This is a genomic window from Pseudomonas wadenswilerensis (genome assembly GCF_900497695.1).
In the GTDB taxonomy this organism is placed as follows: Bacteria; Pseudomonadota; Gammaproteobacteria; order Pseudomonadales; family Pseudomonadaceae; genus Aquipseudomonas; species Aquipseudomonas wadenswilerensis.
Genome location: NZ_UIDD01000007.1, coordinates 687,974 through 705,392, shown reverse-complemented (window position 1 = coordinate 705,392; position 17,419 = coordinate 687,974). Strand labels below are relative to the sequence as shown.

Here is a 17,419-nt window from a genome sequence, read left to right as displayed (position 1 = left end):
CCTCCAGTTCCCCGGCATTCAGGCATCGTCGTCGCGGTACAGCTCGAGCAACAGCAGCGAGCGCCCGCTGACCTGAAACTCGCTGCCAAAGTCATGATGCTCGCCTTTGCGCAATTGTGGTCGGTCGGTGTCGATCAGGCAGTTCCAGTATTCGCCCTCCGGCACCTCGGGCAGGGTGAAGGCGACCGCTTCGTGATGAGCGTTGACGATCAGCAGCAAGGTGGCATCGGCGCCGGGGCGCAGAATACCGCTGACCTGGGCACGGCCATCCATCAGCATGCCCAGGCAGCGCCCGTGGGCGTCTTGCCATTGCTCGACGCTCATCTCGCTGGCGTCCGGCGCCAGCCAGGTGACGTCCTTGACCCCGATCGCCTCATTGTAGTCACCGACCAGAAAACGCGAGCGGCGCAGCACCGGATAGGCCAGGCGCAGCTTGGTCAGGCGCTTGACGAACTTGAGCAGCGCCGCGCCATCGTCATCCAGTTCCCAGTTGACCCAGCCGATTTCGCTGTCCTGGCAGTAGGCATTGTTGTTGCCGTGCTGGGTACGGCTGAACTCGTCGCCAGCGACGATCATCGGCGTGCCCTGGGCCAGCAGCAGGGTGGCGAAGAAGTTGCGCATCTGGCGCAGGCGCAGGGCCTTGATCTCGGGGTCGTCGGTGGGGCCTTCGACGCCATGGTTCCAGGACAGGTTGTTGTTGCTGCCATCCTGGTTGTCTTCGTCGTTGTCCTGGTTGTGCTTGTCGTTGTATGACACCAGGTCACGCAGGGTGAACCCGTCGTGGGCGGTGATGAAGTTGACCGAAGCATAGGGCCTGCGCCCGCGGCGGTTGAACAGCTCGCCGGAGGCGGTCATGCGCGCGGAGAAGTCGGCCAGTTGGCCTTCGTCGCCTTTCCAGAAGGCCCGCACGGTATCGCGAAAGCGATCATTCCATTCCGCCCAGCCGGGGGCGAAGTTGCCCACCTGATAACCTCCCGGGCCGCAGTCCCAGGGTTCGGCGATCAGTTTGACCTGGCTGAGCAACGGGTCCTGACGACAGGCGACGAGGAAGCTGTGACGTTCGTCAAAGCCCTCGTGATAACGCCCGAGAATGGTCGCCAGGTCGAAGCGGAAACCGTCCACGTGCATCTCGCCGGCCCAGTAACGCAGCGAGTCGGTAACCAGTTGCAGCACGCAGGGGTGGCTGAGGTCGAGGGTGTTACCGGTGCCGGAATCGTTGATGTAGAAGCGTTTGTCGTCGGGCATCAGGCGGTAATAGGACGAGTTGTCTATGCCGCGCATGGACAGGGTCGGTCCTAGCTCGTTGCCCTCGGCAGTGTGGTTGTAGACCACGTCGAGAATCACCTCGAGGCCGGCGTCATGCAGGTGCGCGACCATCTCCTTGAACTCGGCGATCTTGCCATTGGCCAGGTAGCGCGGGTGTGGGGCAAAAAACGCAATGCTGTTATAGCCCCAGTAATTGTTCAGGCCTTTTTGCAGCAGGTGCTGGTCGTTGACGAAGGCATGAATCGGCAGCAGCTCGATCGACGATACCCCGAGCTGCTTGATATGGCCGAGCAACTCGTCGCACATCAGCCCGGCAAAGGTACCGCGGTTGGCCTCCGGCACCGCCGGGTGGCGCATGCTGATGCCGCGCACATGGGCTTCGTAGAGGATGGTGCGCTCCCAGGGGATGCCCACGCGCTGGTCGCGGCCCCAGGTGTAGGCCGGATCGATGACCTTGCACTTGGGTACGAACGGCGCGCTGTCGCGCTCATCGAAGCTGAGGTCGCCATCGGGGTGGCCGATGGTGTAGCCGAACAGTGCTTCGGACCATTTCAGGCTACCGACCAGTTGCTTGGCGTAGGGGTCGATCAGCAGCTTGTTGGGATTGAAGCGGTGGCCGTTTTCCGGGGCGTACGGGCCGTGTACCCGGTAGCCGTAGATTTGCCCGGGGTGGGCGTCGGGCAGGTAGCCGTGGAAGATCTCATCGGTGTATTCCGGCAGCTCGATACGTTCGAGCTCGACCTCGCCGCTGGCATCGAACAGGCACAGCTCGACCTTGGTGGCGTTGGCCGAGAACAGCGCGAAGTTGACCCCCAGCCCATCCCAGGTAGCCCCCAGGGGGAAGGGCAGGCCTTCGCGGATGCGCGAGGGTTCGAGGTGAACTTCGGCGGTAGGCTTGGCTTTGCGGATGGTCATTTGTGCTCCTTGATGAGGCTGGGACTGCTCTGCAGCCCATCGCCGGCAAGCCGGCTCCCACAGGATTCGGTGCAAGCAGCCCCTGTGGGAGCTGGCTTGCCAGCGATGCTTTCAACGGCTTAAGCCACCGGTGGCTTGTTGGCTGCCCTGGGCTTTTTCGGCGCCGCCGCCGCGCTGGCCGGTTTGGCCTTGCTGGTGCTGGCCGCCGGCGTCTTGGCTGGCTTGCGTGGCGTCACCTTGGGTGCCAGCGCTTCGGCTTCGGCGAGCTTGCGCGCCATCGCCCAGTGCCGCTCTTCCTGGCCTTCGGGCTTACCTTCCGACTCCCAGATCTGATAGGCGAATTCACGGATACGTTTTTCTTCGACACTCATCTCTACGCTCCTGAGGACTTAAGTATGTTCAACGAACAGATTGACCGGAAACTCCTTGAGTGCAGTGCTCAGCCACAGCTCCTTTGAGGCTGTGACTGCGCCCGTGGCAAAAAGTCCCGAGCAAGTGGCAGGCGACAAGGCAAACGGCAGGATCAGCCGGGTATCGTCCCAGTTCTGTGCCGGGATCAGGGGGATCGGGGACTGTGCAAGCAAGCCCCAGGCCAGGCGCGGCACGACGACAATGGCGCGTTCGCCAGCCGTCACGCGGGCAAACGCCAGGACCCGGTCGGCGTGTCTGCCGCGCACTTCGAGCGGCAGGTACTGACCGCGCAGGAACAGCTGCGGGTATTGTTGACGCCACTCCAGCACCTGGTTGATCAGCGCCTGTTTGATCCGGCCGCTGCGCCAGTCCTGCAGCCGCTGCGCCGTTGTGGTGCCGTCCACCAGCGCCTGACGGCGGCTGGCAAAATCCACCGGGCGGCGGTTGTCGGGGTCGACCAGGCTGAAATCCCAGAATTCGTTGCCCTGGTACAGGTCGGGCACGCCTGGCGCGGTCATGCGCAGCAGGCACTGCGCCAGGCTGTTGAGGGCGCCCGGGCAAGCGATCGCCTGCGCCGCCTCGGCCAGTGAGTGCCGCAACTGCTGGCTGGCGCGCTCCAGCAACAGGGTGTCGATGAAGTCCAGGCAAGCCCGCTCATAGGCCTCGTTGGGTGCGCTCCAGCTGCTGCGCAACTTGGCCTCGCGCAGGGCCTTGCGCTGCCACTGGCACAAGCGTTGGGCATAGGCTTCGAGCGCCGTCGGATCGTTCTCGTCCAGGTCCAGCGGCCAACTCCCGAGCAGGGTCTGGTACAGCAGCAGTTCATCAGCGGCGCCCGGTGCCTCGCCGTCGGCCAGCGTGCTGCGCAAGGGACTGGCAAGTTCACGCCAGTGTTCGACCCGGCTGGCAAACCAGCTGCTGCGTTCGCTGAGCACCGCCAGGCGCGCACGGGTGTCTTCACCGCGTTTGTGGTCATGGGTGGCGGTGGCCAGCAGGTTGTCCGGGAACTGCTCCAGGCGCACAAGACAATGCTGATGGAAGTCTTCGATCGGCGCACTGAAACGCTCGGCATCAAAGCCGACATCGTTACGCGACAGCAGCAGCGCCGAGCGGTAGAAGGCGGTGTCTTCCACGGCCTTGGCGGCCGTGGGTGAAGTCAGCTGCTGAAAGCGTACGCAGGCATGGCGCAGGTGCTTGCGCGGGCGTCCTGGCGGCAAGCGGCACCAGGGTTCACCACCGAGCCAACGTTGCAGGTAATCGAGCACCGGCCAGTCGGCCTCGCTCAGGCACTGGCGGGCACCGCGCATGGCCTGCTGGAAGAACGCTTCGTCTTCTGCGGGACGGCCGCAAGCATTGATGTAGGTGCGGTACACCGGATAGTGCTCGATCAGTGCCTGCAGGGCGCGGCGAATGGCGCCGAAGGTCAGGTCGCGGCTCATCAGGTCGTCACGGGCAACCTGCAACAATGCCTGGGACACCGATTCGAAATCGCCGGCCAGGCTGGCGCTGAGGATCTGCTGGCGAGCCAGGCGCACTTCCTCGGTAAACTCCGGGCGGTCGCTCACCGCGCTCCACAGCGCTGCCAGTTCGCCTTCGCCGTCCGGGTCGTGCTGCAACAGCGAGACCTGGTTCATGAACTCGTAGCCGGTGGTGCCGTCGACTTGCCAGTCGCGGTGCAACTGCTCGTCGGCACCGAGGATCTTCTCGACAAAAATCGGAAAGTGCTCCAGCGCCGCCTCAAGCGGGCGCTGGGCCAGCAGCCCGTCGACCCGGCGGCGCAGCTTGCGGCAGTAGCCACGGGGGTCGGCCAGACCGTCAATGTGGTCAACCCGCAGGCCGTCGACCAGGCCGCGGCCGATCAGCTCGAACACCTTGCTGTGGGTGGCCTCGAACACCGCCGCACGCTCCACCCGCAGGCCGCCCAGCTCATTGACGTCGAAGAAGCGTCGCCAGTTGATATCGTCGCCGGCGGTGCGCCAGCTGGCCAGGCGATAGGGCTGGCGTTCGAGTAGGGCGTGCAGGCGCTTGAAGCCTTCAGGCGTACGACTGTCGAACGCAGTGAACACATCGTCCAGAGGCTGCTGCCGGGCCACTGCTGCCAGCTCAGCCAGCAGTGGCCTGGCCCGCAGCGGCGCATCGGCACCGCTGCGCAAACCACTCAAGCGTGTACCCAGCTCCTGCAGGGCGGCGCCGCCGTTGGTGAGAATCACCCCATAATCTGCGGGGCAGATCGGAAAACGGTGTTCGTGGTGCTGGATATGAAACTGGCCCGTAGCGGCATCGAACCGCAGGGGGATTTCTCCGGCCTGTAGCACCGCACCGTAGTCACTGGCCAAAAACGGCAGCAACAGCTGGCCTTCGAGCAACGGGTCCGGCGAGTGCCACTGGATGTCGAAGAATTCGGCATAACGGCTGCGCCGGCCCCAGGCCAGCAGGTCCTGCCACCAGGGATTGTCGCTGCCGACAGCCATATGGTTGGAGACCATGTCGAGGATCAGCCCCATGCCATGCAGGCGTAGCGCTGCCACCAGCCGCTCCAGCGCCGCTTCGCCGCCCAGCTCCGGGCTGACCTGGCCGGGGTCGACCACATCGTAGCCATGACGCGAGCCGGGGCGGGCGCGCAGCAGCGGCGAGGCGTACAGGTGGCTGATACCTAAGCGGGCGAAGTAGGGCACCAGAGGCACGGCATCGTCGAGGCTGAAGTCGGCATGAAACTGCAGGCGCAGGGTCGCCGTCAGGGCTTTCATCGGTCACGCTCCCAGGCTTGTTCGCGGGCTTGCGCCAGCAGCTCCAGGCGCCGCGCCGCGTCCTCGTCGTCGAGCAGGCCGGTAGCGGTCAGGGCAAAACGCCGGCGCCAGTTCGGGTGGCTGTCGGTGGTGCCCGGCAGGTTGGGTTGCTCGTCGATGCCCAGCAGGTCTTCCAGCGGCACCAGCACCAGCGGCGCGCGGGTATGGCCGAGGTAGCGGATGCTGGCATCGATCAGGGCGTCGCTGTCTTGCAGGGGCTGGCCGTAGTTCTGCTCAAGGATCCGCCGCAGGCCCTGGCGTTCGTGTTGGCGCGTTTCGCGCCAGTGGCGTTCGGTGATGCCGTCGATCAGGGTCAGGCGCTGGTTCCAGTCGATATCGCGCGCCTGCAGCCAGCCGGCCAACGGCGGCAAGTCATGGGTGCTGGTGGTGGCCAGGGCACTGTCGGGCCAGTCGAGGATGGGTTTGAAATGGCCGGGCGGGTCCTGTTCGAACAACAGTACGCGCATACCAAGGATCGCCCGTGCGGCGAGCTTTTCGCGCAGGCCGTCGGGCACGGTGCCCAGGTCTTCGCCGAGGACGATGGCCTGGTGGCGCACCGACTCAAGGCTCAGCAGGCGCAGCAGATCATCGAGCGGGTAATGCAAATAGGCGCCTTCGGCCGGGGTGGCGCCTTGGGGAATCAGCCACAGGCGTTGCAGGCCCATCACGTGGTCGATGCGCAAGCCGCCAGCATGGGCGAAGTTGGCCCGCAGCATTTCGATAAAGGCGCGGTAGCCGTTGCGCCGCAGACCTTCGGGCGAGAACGCGCAGATGCCCCAGTTCTGCCCGGCGCGATTGAGGATGTCGGGCGGGGCACCGACGTTGAGGCCGGCCAGCAGCTCGTCCTGGCGGCTCCAGGCCTGGCTGCCGGCGCCGTCGGCCCCCACCGCCAGATCGGCGATCAGGCCGATGCTCATGCCATTGCTGCGTGCCGCATCCTGGGCGCGCTGCAGGCTGCGTTCGATCAACCATTGGCAAAAGGCGTGAAACTCCACCTCTTCGCTGTGCTGGCGGGCGAACGCACTCACCTCCGGGCTGTGCGGGTCGTGCCAGGCGGCGGGCCAGTCGCGCCAGTCCTGGCCGATATCGCGCTTGAGCGCGTGTTCCAGCAGCACCTCGAAACGGCAATGACGTTCAAGGGCGGGACCTGCGTGCTGGCGATAGCTGTCGAAATCGGCGAACAACGGGTGCTCGGCGGCGATAAAGTCGCGATACAGCGCCCGCAGCAGGCGCTGGCGGAACGACGCTGCCTGGGGCCAGTCGATCAGCGGCAGCTGTTCAAGCTGCTCCAGTGGGCCATGCAACTGACAGGCTTCAATGGCCATGCGCACGGCGCGATCACCGAGCAGCGCCGCGGGGCTGGCATAGAGGCTGTTGAGAAACAGCCGGCTGGACGGCGAGTAAGGGCTGTAGCGCTGGGTGTCGCTGGCGAACATGGCGTGCAGGGGGCTGATCGCCAGGGCATCGGCACCGCGCTCGGCGGCGCTGCGCACCAGCGCTTCGAGGGCCAGGCAGTCACCATAGCCACCGTCGTCGGGGCGACGCAGGCTGTACAGCTGGGCACTCAGGCCCCAGCAGCGCGGCGTCGGTGTGTCGAGGGCATCGGCAATGCTGTAGCAGCGTGCCGGTGCTACGGCCAGGGTAAAGTGCTGCCGGTCGATCTGCACCTGGTGATAGCCGATGGGCAACCCGGCGGGAAGCCTGGCCTGAGCGTCCAATTGCAGCAACTGTTCGCTGCCATCCTCAAGCTGCACCCGGCAATCCATCGCGGCAGGGAAATAGCCGGACAGCTCAAGTGCCAGGTCCTGGTCGACCGTCAACAGCGGCGGCAGGTGGCGGGCATCGTGGGCGCTGAGCAGGGCCTGGATGCTGACTTCGATCGCTTCAGTGCTGCCTGCCGGGTGGCCAAGCCCTGCCAGAACCCGTTGCAGCGCCGGGTCGTTGACTCGCTGGGCACGGCCATTGGCGTCGATCCAGTCCACTGCCAGGCCTGCCAGTTCGGCCAGTTGCTGCAAGCGTGGGTCAGTCATGGGCAGGCTCCGCTGGTGTGGTCGGCGTCAGGCTGACCAGGGTGGTGTAAGGCGGTAGTTGTGTAGTGCCGACACTGGCCTGGCTGCAGGTGAACAGCCGCGAAGGGCCATCGGGAAGATCGGCAAGTTGCGCAGTCGGGCCCAGGTTCAGGTCGATACGCAGCTCGCCACCCTGCTGTAATTGCCAGCGCACACTCAGGGCCTGTGGCCCCAGCACATGTGCGCCGAGGGCATGGATACCCGGCAGGTGCGGGACGATGTGCCGGGCGCGCAGAGCCAGCAACTGCCGGTAGAACTGTAGCCAGGGTCGCTGGCGCGATTCAGGCGGGCGTGGCCGTGAGGCGTTAAAGGTATTGATGGCGTTGGGGTCGGGAATGCGTGCCCGGGTGGCTGCGTCCTGGAAGGCGGCAAAGCCGGCAAATTCGGCCCGTCGCCCTTCGCGCACGGCGTCGGCGAGTTCGTCGTGATGGTCGGTGAAAAATACGAAAGGTTGCTCGCAGCCCCATTCATCGCCCATGAACAACAGCGGGATCATCGGCGACAGTAACAACAGGGTGGTGGCTGCCCGCAAGGCCTGTGGCGGACACAGCTGGTTCAGGCGCTCACCGAACGCGCGGTTGCCGATCTGGTCGTGGTTCTGCAGGAACAGCACGAAGGCTGTGGGCGGCAAGTGCCCGCTGGGCTCGCCGCGGGGACGGCCGTTGCGGTCGGGTTGGCCCTGGAAGACAAAGCCCTGGCTCAGGCAGCGCGCCAGCTTCTCGATGGTCGACTCGCTGTAGTCGGCGTAATACGCCTCCTGTTCGCCGGTGAGCAGCACGTGCAGGGCGTTGTGACCGTCGTCGTTCCACTGCGCATCGAAGCCCTGTTCAAGCAGGTGCGCCTGGTTGTGTTCGTTCTCAAGGTTCAGCCATACCTGACGCCCCGGGGTGATCTGGCTGCGCACCCGGCGCGCCAGTTCGGCGAGAAAGTCCGGATCGTCGATGGCATGCACGGCGTCCAGGCGCAAGCCATCGACGCGGTAGTCCTGCAGCCACATCAGGGCGTTCTCGATAAAGAAATCGCGCACCTGGCGGCGGCGAAAATCGATCGCCGCGCCCCAGGGGGTCTGGCGATCCTCACGGAAAAACCCGCTGGCGTAGCGGCCGAGGTAATTGCCATCCGGGCCGAAGTGGTTGTAGACCACATCCAGCACGACCATCAGGCCATGCCCGTGCGCCTGGTCAATCAGTTGGCGCAGTTGGTCCGGGGTGCCATAGCTGTGCTGCGGGGCGAACGGCAGCACGCCGTCATAGCCCCAGTTGCGATTCCCGGGGAGCTGCCCGATCGGCATCAGTTCGATCGCGGTAATACCCAGCTCGGCCAGGGCCGGCAAGCGCTCGATGACCCCGGCATAGCCGCCGCACAGGCCGACGTGCAGCTCATAGATGACCGCTTCGTGCCAGGGGCGGCCGTGCCAGTTCGGATGTTGCCAGCGGTAGGCCGCCTGGTCCACCAGCTCGCTGGGGCCGTGCACGCCTTCGGGCTGGTAGCGCGATGCCGGGTCGGCGACCGTCTGCTCAGCGTCAATCCGGTAGCGGTACCGGCTACCGGCCTTGCAGGCGAGGCGGCCGACGAACCAGCCGTCGGCCTGTGCCTGCAAAGGTTCACGCGGGCCCGCTTCGAACTCGACTTCAACCCGTTGCGCGTCCGGTGCCCAGAGGGCAAACCGGGCGCTGCTACTGTCCAGCATCGCGGCCCCGTGGGTCGCTTGTTCCTGTGACCTCAAGGGCATACCTGCCACCTCGCGTCAGCGTGGGGTTACACGGGCGTTTTCAACCAATTCCTCGTAGAGACGGGCATAAGGCTCGACGGCCTGGCACCAGTTGAAGGGTTGGGTCATGGCCAGGCAACGCATGGCGTTGAGCAGGTTCTGCTTGCCGTACACGTAAAACGCCCGGCTCAGGGCTTCGCGGTAGCTGTCGACAGTGGACTCATCGAACAGAAAACCGGTGACGCCGTTCTCGATGGTGTCGGCCAGGCCCCCGGTGTTGCGTGCCACCGGCAGCGAACCGAAGCGCTGGGCATACATCTGGCTCAGGCCGCAGGGTTCGTAGCGAGATGGCATCAAGAGGAAATCGCTGCCGGCGAACATGCGCCGGGCATCGGTTTCGTTGAAGCCGATGCGCACGCCGATCTGCCCGGGATAGCGCAGGGCGAGTTCGCTCATGGCTTGCTCTTCTTCTGGCTCGCCGCGGCCGATGATCGCGATCTGGCCGCCTTGGCGAACAATGTAGTCGGCCACCCCCAGCGTCAGGTCCAGGCCTTTCTGGTACACCAGGCGCGAGACCACGGCGAACAGCGGCCCGGTCGAGGGCTGCAGCTCGAACAGCGCGCGGACCTGCCGGGCGTTGACGGCTTTGCCCTCCCAGTCGTTGAGGCTGAAGGGGTGGGCCAGGTGCGGGTCGCTGGCCGAGTCCCAGCTTTCGTCGATGCCGTTGGGAATGCCGCTGAGCAGGCCTTGCTGAGCCTTGCTGGCTAGAAAGCCATCCAGCCCGCAGCCGAACGACGGCGTGGTGATCTCTCGGGCGTAGGTGGCGCTGACCGTGGTGATATGGCTGGAATAGGCAAGGCCGGCCTTGAGGAACGACAGCTTGCCGTAGAACTCCATGCCTTCCTGCTGCAGGGCATGGTTGGGAATCGCCAGCTCCGGGCAGCAGGCGCGGCTGACCACGCCCTGGTAGGCCAGGTTGTGAATGGTGAACAGGGTCGGGGTCTGCAGGCCGCGCCAGTGCATGTAGGCCGGGGCCAGGCCGGCGGGCCAGTCGTGGGCGTGGACCAGGTCGGGCTTCCAGTGGACCATGCCTTCACCGGCAGCGATTTCCGCGGCGGCCAGGCCCAGGCGGGCGAAGCGGATATGGTTGTCGGGCCAGTCGCGGCCGTTGTTGGCACCGTAGGGGGTGCCTTCACGCTGGTACAACTCGGGACAGATCAGCACGTAGATCACCAGGCCGTCGGCCAGGTCCATGCGGCCGATCTTGCATGGCGGCAGCGCTGCGTGGCCGCCCAGTTCGCCGACCAGGTGGATCGGGTTGTCGCTCTCCAGCACTTGCGGGTAACCGGGGATCAGCACCCGCACATCGTGCAAGTGGCGCATGGCTCGTGGCAATGCCGCCGAGACATCGCCCAGGCCGCCGGTCTTGACCAGGTCGGCGATTTCCGAGGTAACGAACAACACTTTGCGCTTCTTCGATGAATGTCTGGGGTCAGCACCCAGTGCCTTGGCTGTCGGCGTGAAATCCGCTCCAAGCGACTCACGCGTATCCGGGGTGAAATGCTCTACATGAGGTTCGACAGCGGCACTGATCATACTTCTCTCCGTCCCTATGTTGTGCGGGCGTGGGCGCCCGTTGTTGTTTCTCTGCTGATACTTCTCTCTATAAGTGGTCTTGCCTTGCATTCCATGCCCCGAAGCCAAGCGCACAAGCGCTACGCAAGCCGGCGTCCTGCCGACGGCGTGGTGACGATATGGGATGGGTGGGCCGCGTCCGTTGAAGCGGAATCGATGGCCTACTTAGTTCCTGACCTACCGCGATTCCAGAAGTTTCGACTAATTTCAGTCGAGTTTTCCGGGCGATGTCTGGCCGAATACCGAGTGTAGGAGAGATATCGTGAAATATGTGACCCGCTGGTCACTTTTGCTGGCGGGAATACCTGCAGCATTTGTACCGCAGGTCATGGCGCAAATTCAGCCGCGCGGCAACAGCGAGGAATGGTGGCTGCTGATCAGCCACTGCTGGCCATTCCAACGATAGAGGCGGCGCCGTCAGGCGCGAGCGGGCACCTGGCCATCCTGCGCTTGCTGCAGCAGCAGGTTGAGCCGGGCGACTTGTTGTTGCAACTGGTCGCGTTCTTCTTTGAGGCGACGCAACTCGTCGCGGTGAACCGTCACGTAGAGGGTCTGGGCAGGCATTTTCGGCAGAAGGGTTCCCATTGCACACCTCGCATAGGGTGGGTCGTTTTTCTAACAGCGTAGCTGCTTGATCGGCGGCGATTCTGAATTCTTTTGTCGGTCATGGGAACTTTTTTGTTTCTGGGTGTCTTGCCGTTCGTCGCTGAACCAAGTGGGCGATGGCTGGACTAACCTTGAAGGCCTGAACCGGCATTTTTCATTCCAGGGGAGCATCGCACATGCAATTGGGAATCGTGGGGCTGGGCCGCATGGGCGGCAATATTGCACGGCGCTTGATGCGTGGCGGGCACCGGATGGTGGTGCATGACCGTGATCGCCAGGCGGTGGAAACCCTGGTCAAGGAAGGTGCCAATGGCGCCCACGACCTTGGCGCACTGGTGGGCAAGCTGGAGAAACCACGCGCGGTGTGGGTGATGTTGCCGGCCGGTGAGCCGACCGAGCAGACCATTGCGCAACTGGCCGACCTGCTGGATGCCGACGATGTGATCATCGATGGCGGCAACACCTTCTACAAGGACGATATGCGCCGTGCCGCCGAGCTGGGCACGCGCAACCTGCACTATATCGACGTCGGCACCTCGGGCGGTGTCTGGGGCCTGGAACGGGGCTACTGCATGATGATCGGCGGCGAAAAGGCCGTGGTCGATCGTCTCGATCCGCTGTTCGCAACCCTCGCCCCCGGGGTCGGTGACATCCCTCGCACCCGGGGCCGCCAGGGCCCGGCCGAACGTGCCGAGCAAGGCTATATCCATGCCGGCCCTGCAGGTGCCGGACACTACGTGAAGATGATCCACAACGGCATCGAGTACGGCCTGATGCAGGCCTATGCCGAAGGTTTCGACCTGCTCAAGAGCAAGGGCAGCGATGCCTTGCCGGCCGAGCAGCGCTTTGACCTGAACCTGGCCGAAATCGCTGAAGTCTGGCGCCGTGGCAGCGTGGTCACCTCCTGGCTGCTCGACCTCACCGCCGATGCCCTGGTGGCCGATCCGCAACTGGGCGGCTACAGCGGCTCGGTGGCCGACAGCGGTGAAGGGCGCTGGACCATCGATGCGGCGGTGGAGCAGGCGGTGCCGGTGCCGGTGTTGTCCAGCGCCCTGTTCGCCCGCTTTCGTTCGCGCCAGCAGCAGGGCACCTATGCCGACCGCATGCTGTCGGCCATGCGCTTCGGCTTTGGTGGTCATGTCGAGAAGAACGCCGAATGAGCAAAACACAAATCGAAGCGGCCCCGCCTTGCAACCTGTTCCTGTTTGGCGCCAACGGCGACCTGGTCAAACGCCTGTTGATGCCGGCGCTGTACAACCTGAGCCGCGACGGCTTGCTCGACAAGGGCCTGCGGATCATCGGCGTCGACCATAACGCCGCCACCGACCGTGAATTCGCCGCGCGCCTGGAAGCCTTCATGCGCGAGCGCGACAAGGCCAGTGAAGGCGCCAGCAAGTGCCTGGATGACAAGCTCTGGGCACGCCTGGCCAAGCGCATCGGCTACCTGACCGGCGACTTTCTCGACGAAGCCACCTACCAGGCCATCGCCGAACGCATCCGCAGCAACCCCAGTGCCAACGCGGTGTTCTACCTGGCCACCTCGCCGCGCTTTTTCAGCGAAGTGGTGCAGCGCCTGGGCGCCGCCGGCCTGCTCGACGAAACCGATGGCTTTCGCCGGGTGGTGGTGGAAAAACCCTTCGGCTCGGACCTGGCCAGTGCCGAAGCGCTCAACGCCTGCCTGCTCAAGGTCATGAGCGAAAAGCAGATCTATCGCATCGACCACTACCTGGGCAAAGAGACGGTGCAGAACATCCTCGTCAGCCGCTTTTCCAACGGCCTGTTCGAAGCGTTCTGGAACAACCACTACATCGATCATGTGCAGATTACCGCTGCCGAAACCGTCGGCGTCGAAAGCCGCGGCGCCTTCTACGACAATACCGGCGCATTACGGGACATGGTGCCCAACCACTTGTTCCAGTTACTGGCCATGGTCGCCATGGAGCCGCCGGCAGCCTTTGGCGCCGATGCGGTCCGAAGCGAGAAAGCCAAGGTCATCGGCGCGATCCGGCCCTGGTCGAAAAACATGGCCCTGAAGCACTCGGTGCGCGGCCAGTACACGGCGGGCAAGCAGGGGCGCAAGAACGTGCCCGGTTACCGCGAAGAGCCGCGGGTCGAGCCCGACAGCAACACCGAAACCTTCGTCGCGCTCAAGGTGATGATCGACAATTGGCGCTGGGTCGGCGTGCCGTTCTACCTGCGCACCGGCAAGCGCATGAGCGTGCGCGATACCGAGATTGCCATCTGCTTCAAGCCAGCGCCCTATGCCCAGTTTCGTGACACCGAGGTCGAGCGGCTCAAGCCCAACTACCTGAAGATCCAGATCCAGCCCAACGAAGGCATGTGGTTCGACCTGCAGGCCAAGCGCCCGGGCCCGGCCCTGGCCATGGAGAACGTCGAGCTGGGTTTTGCCTACAAGGACTTTTTCAAGATGCAGCCGTCCACGGGCTACGAGACGCTGATCTACGATTGCCTGACCGGCGACCAGACGTTGTTCCAGCGCGCCGACAACATCGAGAACGGCTGGCGCGCAGTGCAACCGTTTCTCGATGCCTGGAAGGAGGGCGGCGAGGTGCAGCCCTATGCCGCCGGCGAAAATGGCCCGACGGCGGCGGATGAGTTGCTGGCCCGGGACCGGAGGGTCTGGCACCGCATCGGGTGAAACCCATCGCGGGACAAGCCCGCTCCTACAACCAGTAAGTCACCGCCCACCACCCCAGCCCACCCATGACCACGGTGTAGGGCAGCGCCATCCACACCATCCGCCCATACGACAGGCGAATCAGCGGGGCGATCGCCGAAGTCAGCAGGAACAGGAACGCCGCCTGGCCATTGGGCGTGGCCACGCTTGGCAGGTTGGTGCCGGTATTGATCGCCACCGCCAGGGTCTCGAAGTGCTCGCGACTCATGCCACCGTTGACAAACGCCTGCTTGACCTCGGTGATATAGATGGTGGCGACGAACACGTTGTCGCTGATCGCCGACAACAGGCCGTTGGCGATAAACAGCATGCCCGGCTGCTGATCCGCCGGCAGCGCCAGCACCCACTGGATCAGCGGGGTAAACAGCTGCTGCTGGTGAATCACCGCCACCACGGCAAAGAACACCACCAGCAGCGAAGTAAACGGCATGGCGTCCTGGAACGCGCGGCCCAGGCGGTGTTCGTCGGTGATGCCGGTAAAGGCGGTGATCAATACGATCACCAGCAGGCCGATCAGGCCGACTTCGGCCACATGCAGGCCCAGGCCGATGATCAGGATCAGCGCCGCCAGGCCTTGCACCACTAAGGCGGCACGTTGATGAGTCGTGCGCTGGGCGTCGTCTTCGGCGGCATAGGCGGCCAGCACCTGGCGCACGTTGTCCGGCAGCAGGGTGCCATAGCCGAACCAGCGCAGTTTCTCCAGCAGTACGCAGGTCACCAGGCCGGCGGCCAGCACCGGCAGCGACACCGGCGCAACCTTGAGGAAGAACTCGGCGAAGTGCCAGCCCATCTCGTGGCCGATCAGCAGGTTCTGCGGTTCACCCACCAGGGTGCACACACCGCCCAGGGCAGTACCGACGGCGCCATGCATCAGCAGGCTGCGCAAAAAGGCGCGGAACTGCTGCAGGTCGTCACGGTGCAGGTGAGCGATCTGCTGGTCGCTGTCCAGGTCCGAGTCTTCCCGCGGGTTGCCGCCGGAAGCGACCCGGTGATACACCGAGTAGAAGCCCACCGCCGCGCTGATGATCACCGCCGTGACCGTCAGGGCATCGAGAAACGCCGAGAGAAACGCCGAGAGAAAGCAGAAGAGCAAGGCCAGCAGGGTCTTGGACTTTACCCCGAGCAGGATGCGCGAAAACACGAACAGCAGCAGGTCTTTCATGAAGTAGATGCCGGCGACCATGAACATCAGCAGCAGGATCACCGGAAAGTTGTGCTGCAGCTCTTCATACAGCGCTTGCGGCGTGGTCATGCCCAGCAGCAGGGCTTCGACCATCAGCAGGCCGCCGGGCATCAGCGGGTAGCACTTGAGCGCCATGCCGAGGGTAAAGATGAACTCGATCACCAGCACCCAGCCGGCCACCACGGGGCCAAGGGTGAACAGCAGCAGGGGATTGAGCAGCAGGAACAGGCACAAGGTGGCCTTGTACCAGCGCGGCGACTGCCCGAGAAAATTGTGGGCCAGGGCGCCGGCCAGGGAGCGGGACATGAAAATGTATCCTTATGATTCAACAGCTGGGCAAAGTGCCGCATGTGCGAAAGGAGATCAAGGTAAAAGTCCCGGTTTTGGCACAAGCGCGGCCTTGGCGCCGACGGCCACCTTGTTATAGTCCTGCGATCAACCTCGCCGCCATCAAGGAAAGCACCGTGACTGACTACCAAGCGTTCAAGGTCGAACTGATTCACCACATCGCCCACGTGCAGATCAACCGCCCGGAAAAGTACAACGCCATGAACGCGGCGTTCTGGAGCGAAATCGTCGAGATCTTCCGCTGGATCGATGAAACCGACGAAGTGCGCGCGGTGGTGATCAGCGGCGCGGGCAAGCATTTCTCCGCGGGTATCGACCTGATGCTGCTGGCCTCGGTGGCCAACGAGCTGGGCAAGGACGTCGGCCGCAACGCACGCCTGCTGCGCCGGACCATCCTGCGCATGCAAGCGTCGTTCAATGCCGTGGACAACTGCCGCAAGCCGGTGCTGGCGGCGATTCAGGGCTATTGCATCGGCGGCGCCATCGACCTGGTCTCGGCCTGTGACATGCGCTACTGCAGCAGTGACGCGCAGTTCTCGATCAAGGAGGTCGACATGGGCATGGCCGCCGACGTCGGCACCCTGCAGCGCCTGCCACGGATCATCGGCGACGGCATCATGCGCGAGCTGGCCTACACCGGGCGCAATGTCGCGGCTGACGAAGCCCTGCGCATCGGCCTGGTCAACCGGGTGTTCGACACGAATGAGGCGCTGCTTGACGGAGTCTTTGCCATTGCCGCTGAAATTGCGGGAAAATCGCCGCTTGCCGTGGCCGGCACCAAGCACATGATCAGCTACATGCGCGATCACCGCATCGACGATGGCCTGGAGTACATCGCCACCTGGAACGCCGCCATGCTGCAGTCCACCGATCTGCGGGTGGCGGTTGCCGCCCACATGAGCAAACAGAAACCCGAGTTCGCCGACTGACGCCCGGCGGCGAACCCCCGCAAGGAACCGCACGATGTCAGCGCGCTGGATCACCGCAGTACTGGATACGAACATCAGCGGCGGCTGGGCAGTAGCCCGCAGCAGCGAAGGGTTCCTGGTCGATGACAATGGTGCGCTGTTCCCGCGCGACTGGCTCAGGCGTCAGGAACTGGACGTACTGTGCGAGCACGGCATTGGCCATTTCGATGGCCAGCCGGTGTTCCTTCTCGAGCTGCGCAGCCCGCAGGCGGTAGCGGGCTGCAGCTGGCGCGGCTTGCGTCAGTTCATGCTCGAAGGCGACTTCGATACCTACAAGATCCTCGGCTACGCCGCGCAGATCGGCACCTGGGCCCGCGAGCACCGCTTCTGCGGCAGCTGCGGCCAGCCCATGGCGCAGATCCACTGGGAGCGGGCCATGTACTGCGCGCCGTGCGAGCTGCGCAGCTACCCACGCATCTCGCCGAGCATGATCGTGCTGGTCACCCGTGGCGATGAAATCCTCCTGGCCCGTTCTCCACGCTTTGTCACCGGCGTGTACAGCACCTTGGCCGGCTTTGCCGAGCCGGGTGAGTCGGCTGAGGATTGCCTGGTGCGCGAGGTGCGCGAAGAGGTGGCGATCGAGGTGCAGAACATCCAGTATGTCGGTAGCCAGTGCTGGCCGTTCCCGCATTCGATGATGCTCGGCTTTCATGCCGAGTACGCCGGCGGCGAGATCATCATGCAGGCGGACGAGATCGAGGACGCCCAGTGGTTCCGGGTCGATGCGCTGCCGCCGTTGCCGGCGGGGCGCTCGATTGCCCGTTACCTGATCGACTTGTATGTGGCGCGGCGCTTGGGGTTGCAGGAGCCGGTGCTGCTCAGCTGA

General features: G+C 64.4%; 13 protein-coding genes. 5 read left to right on the top strand and 8 right to left on the bottom strand.

All coding sequences use genetic code 11. The features are described 5' to 3' along the window. Positions 1-18: 18 nt before the first annotated feature. From glgX to glgA, 6 genes are all read right to left on the bottom strand, one after another. Positions 19-2,181 (bottom strand): glycogen debranching protein GlgX, encoded by a 2,163-nt coding sequence (gene glgX, locus CCOS864_RS14250; RefSeq protein WP_115086894.1) that lies wholly within the window; start codon positions 2,179-2,181, stop codon positions 19-21. A 119-nt stretch (positions 2,182-2,300) separates the two neighbouring features. Continuing rightward, on the bottom strand, positions 2,301-2,552 hold the full coding sequence (locus CCOS864_RS14245) for a DUF2934 domain-containing protein (protein ID WP_115086893.1): 252 nt from the start codon (positions 2,550-2,552) through the stop codon (positions 2,301-2,303). 18 nt (positions 2,553-2,570) lie between these two features. Continuing rightward, positions 2,571-5,336, bottom strand: a complete 2,766-nt coding sequence (locus CCOS864_RS14240; RefSeq protein ID WP_115086892.1) for a malto-oligosyltrehalose synthase — start codon at positions 5,334-5,336, stop codon at positions 2,571-2,573. After that, positions 5,333-7,405: a 4-alpha-glucanotransferase gene (malQ, locus tag CCOS864_RS14235; RefSeq protein WP_115086891.1), complete on the bottom strand. Its 2,073-nt coding sequence runs from the start codon at positions 7,403-7,405 to the stop codon at positions 5,333-5,335. The genes CCOS864_RS14240 and malQ overlap by 4 nt, the downstream gene beginning before the upstream one ends. Then, positions 7,398-9,176, bottom strand: a complete 1,779-nt coding sequence (gene treZ / locus CCOS864_RS14230) for a malto-oligosyltrehalose trehalohydrolase (protein WP_244211918.1) — start codon at positions 9,174-9,176, stop codon at positions 7,398-7,400. The genes malQ and treZ overlap by 8 nt, the downstream gene beginning before the upstream one ends. Positions 9,177-9,191: 15 nt before the next feature. Continuing rightward, on the bottom strand, positions 9,192-10,751 hold the full coding sequence (gene glgA, locus CCOS864_RS14225; protein WP_115086889.1) for a glycogen synthase GlgA: 1,560 nt from the start codon (positions 10,749-10,751) through the stop codon (positions 9,192-9,194). A 301-nt stretch (positions 10,752-11,052) separates the two neighbouring features. Between glgA and CCOS864_RS28245 the strand changes: the two genes are divergently transcribed. Beyond that, the gene (locus CCOS864_RS28245; protein WP_167458893.1) at positions 11,053-11,196 is read left to right on the top strand and encodes a hypothetical protein; all 144 of its coding nucleotides are present in this window, start codon (positions 11,053-11,055) and stop codon (positions 11,194-11,196) included. Positions 11,197-11,207: 11 nt separating this feature from the next. Here CCOS864_RS28245 and CCOS864_RS28240 read toward each other — a convergent pair whose 3' ends face one another. After that, the gene (locus CCOS864_RS28240) at positions 11,208-11,375 is read right to left on the bottom strand and encodes a DUF6026 family protein (protein ID WP_166675757.1); all 168 of its coding nucleotides are present in this window, start codon (positions 11,373-11,375) and stop codon (positions 11,208-11,210) included. 197 nt (positions 11,376-11,572) lie between these two features. Here CCOS864_RS28240 and gnd point away from each other — a divergent pair, with 197 nt between their 5' ends. Both gnd and zwf read left to right on the top strand, forming a co-directional pair. Continuing rightward, the gene (gene gnd / locus CCOS864_RS14220; RefSeq protein ID WP_115086888.1) at positions 11,573-12,556 is read left to right on the top strand and encodes a phosphogluconate dehydrogenase (NAD(+)-dependent, decarboxylating); all 984 of its coding nucleotides are present in this window, start codon (positions 11,573-11,575) and stop codon (positions 12,554-12,556) included. Further along, the gene (gene zwf, locus CCOS864_RS14215; RefSeq protein ID WP_115086887.1) at positions 12,553-14,055 is read left to right on the top strand and encodes a glucose-6-phosphate dehydrogenase; all 1,503 of its coding nucleotides are present in this window, start codon (positions 12,553-12,555) and stop codon (positions 14,053-14,055) included. The genes gnd and zwf overlap by 4 nt, the downstream gene beginning before the upstream one ends. 25 nt (positions 14,056-14,080) lie before the next feature. Here zwf and nhaB read toward each other — a convergent pair whose 3' ends face one another. Further along, entirely contained in the window at positions 14,081-15,583 is a 1,503-nt protein-coding gene (gene nhaB, locus CCOS864_RS14210) for a sodium/proton antiporter NhaB (RefSeq protein WP_115086886.1), read from the bottom strand. 158 nt (positions 15,584-15,741) lie between these two features. Here nhaB and CCOS864_RS14205 point away from each other — a divergent pair, with 158 nt between their 5' ends. Together CCOS864_RS14205 and nudC are read left to right on the top strand one after the other, a co-directional pair. Further along, complete coding sequence (locus CCOS864_RS14205) at positions 15,742-16,554, top strand: crotonase/enoyl-CoA hydratase family protein (protein ID WP_115087123.1); 813 nt, start codon at positions 15,742-15,744, stop codon at positions 16,552-16,554. A gap of 34 nt (positions 16,555-16,588) precedes the next feature. After that, entirely contained in the window at positions 16,589-17,419 is an 831-nt protein-coding gene (gene nudC, locus CCOS864_RS14200; RefSeq protein WP_115086885.1) for an NAD(+) diphosphatase, read from the top strand.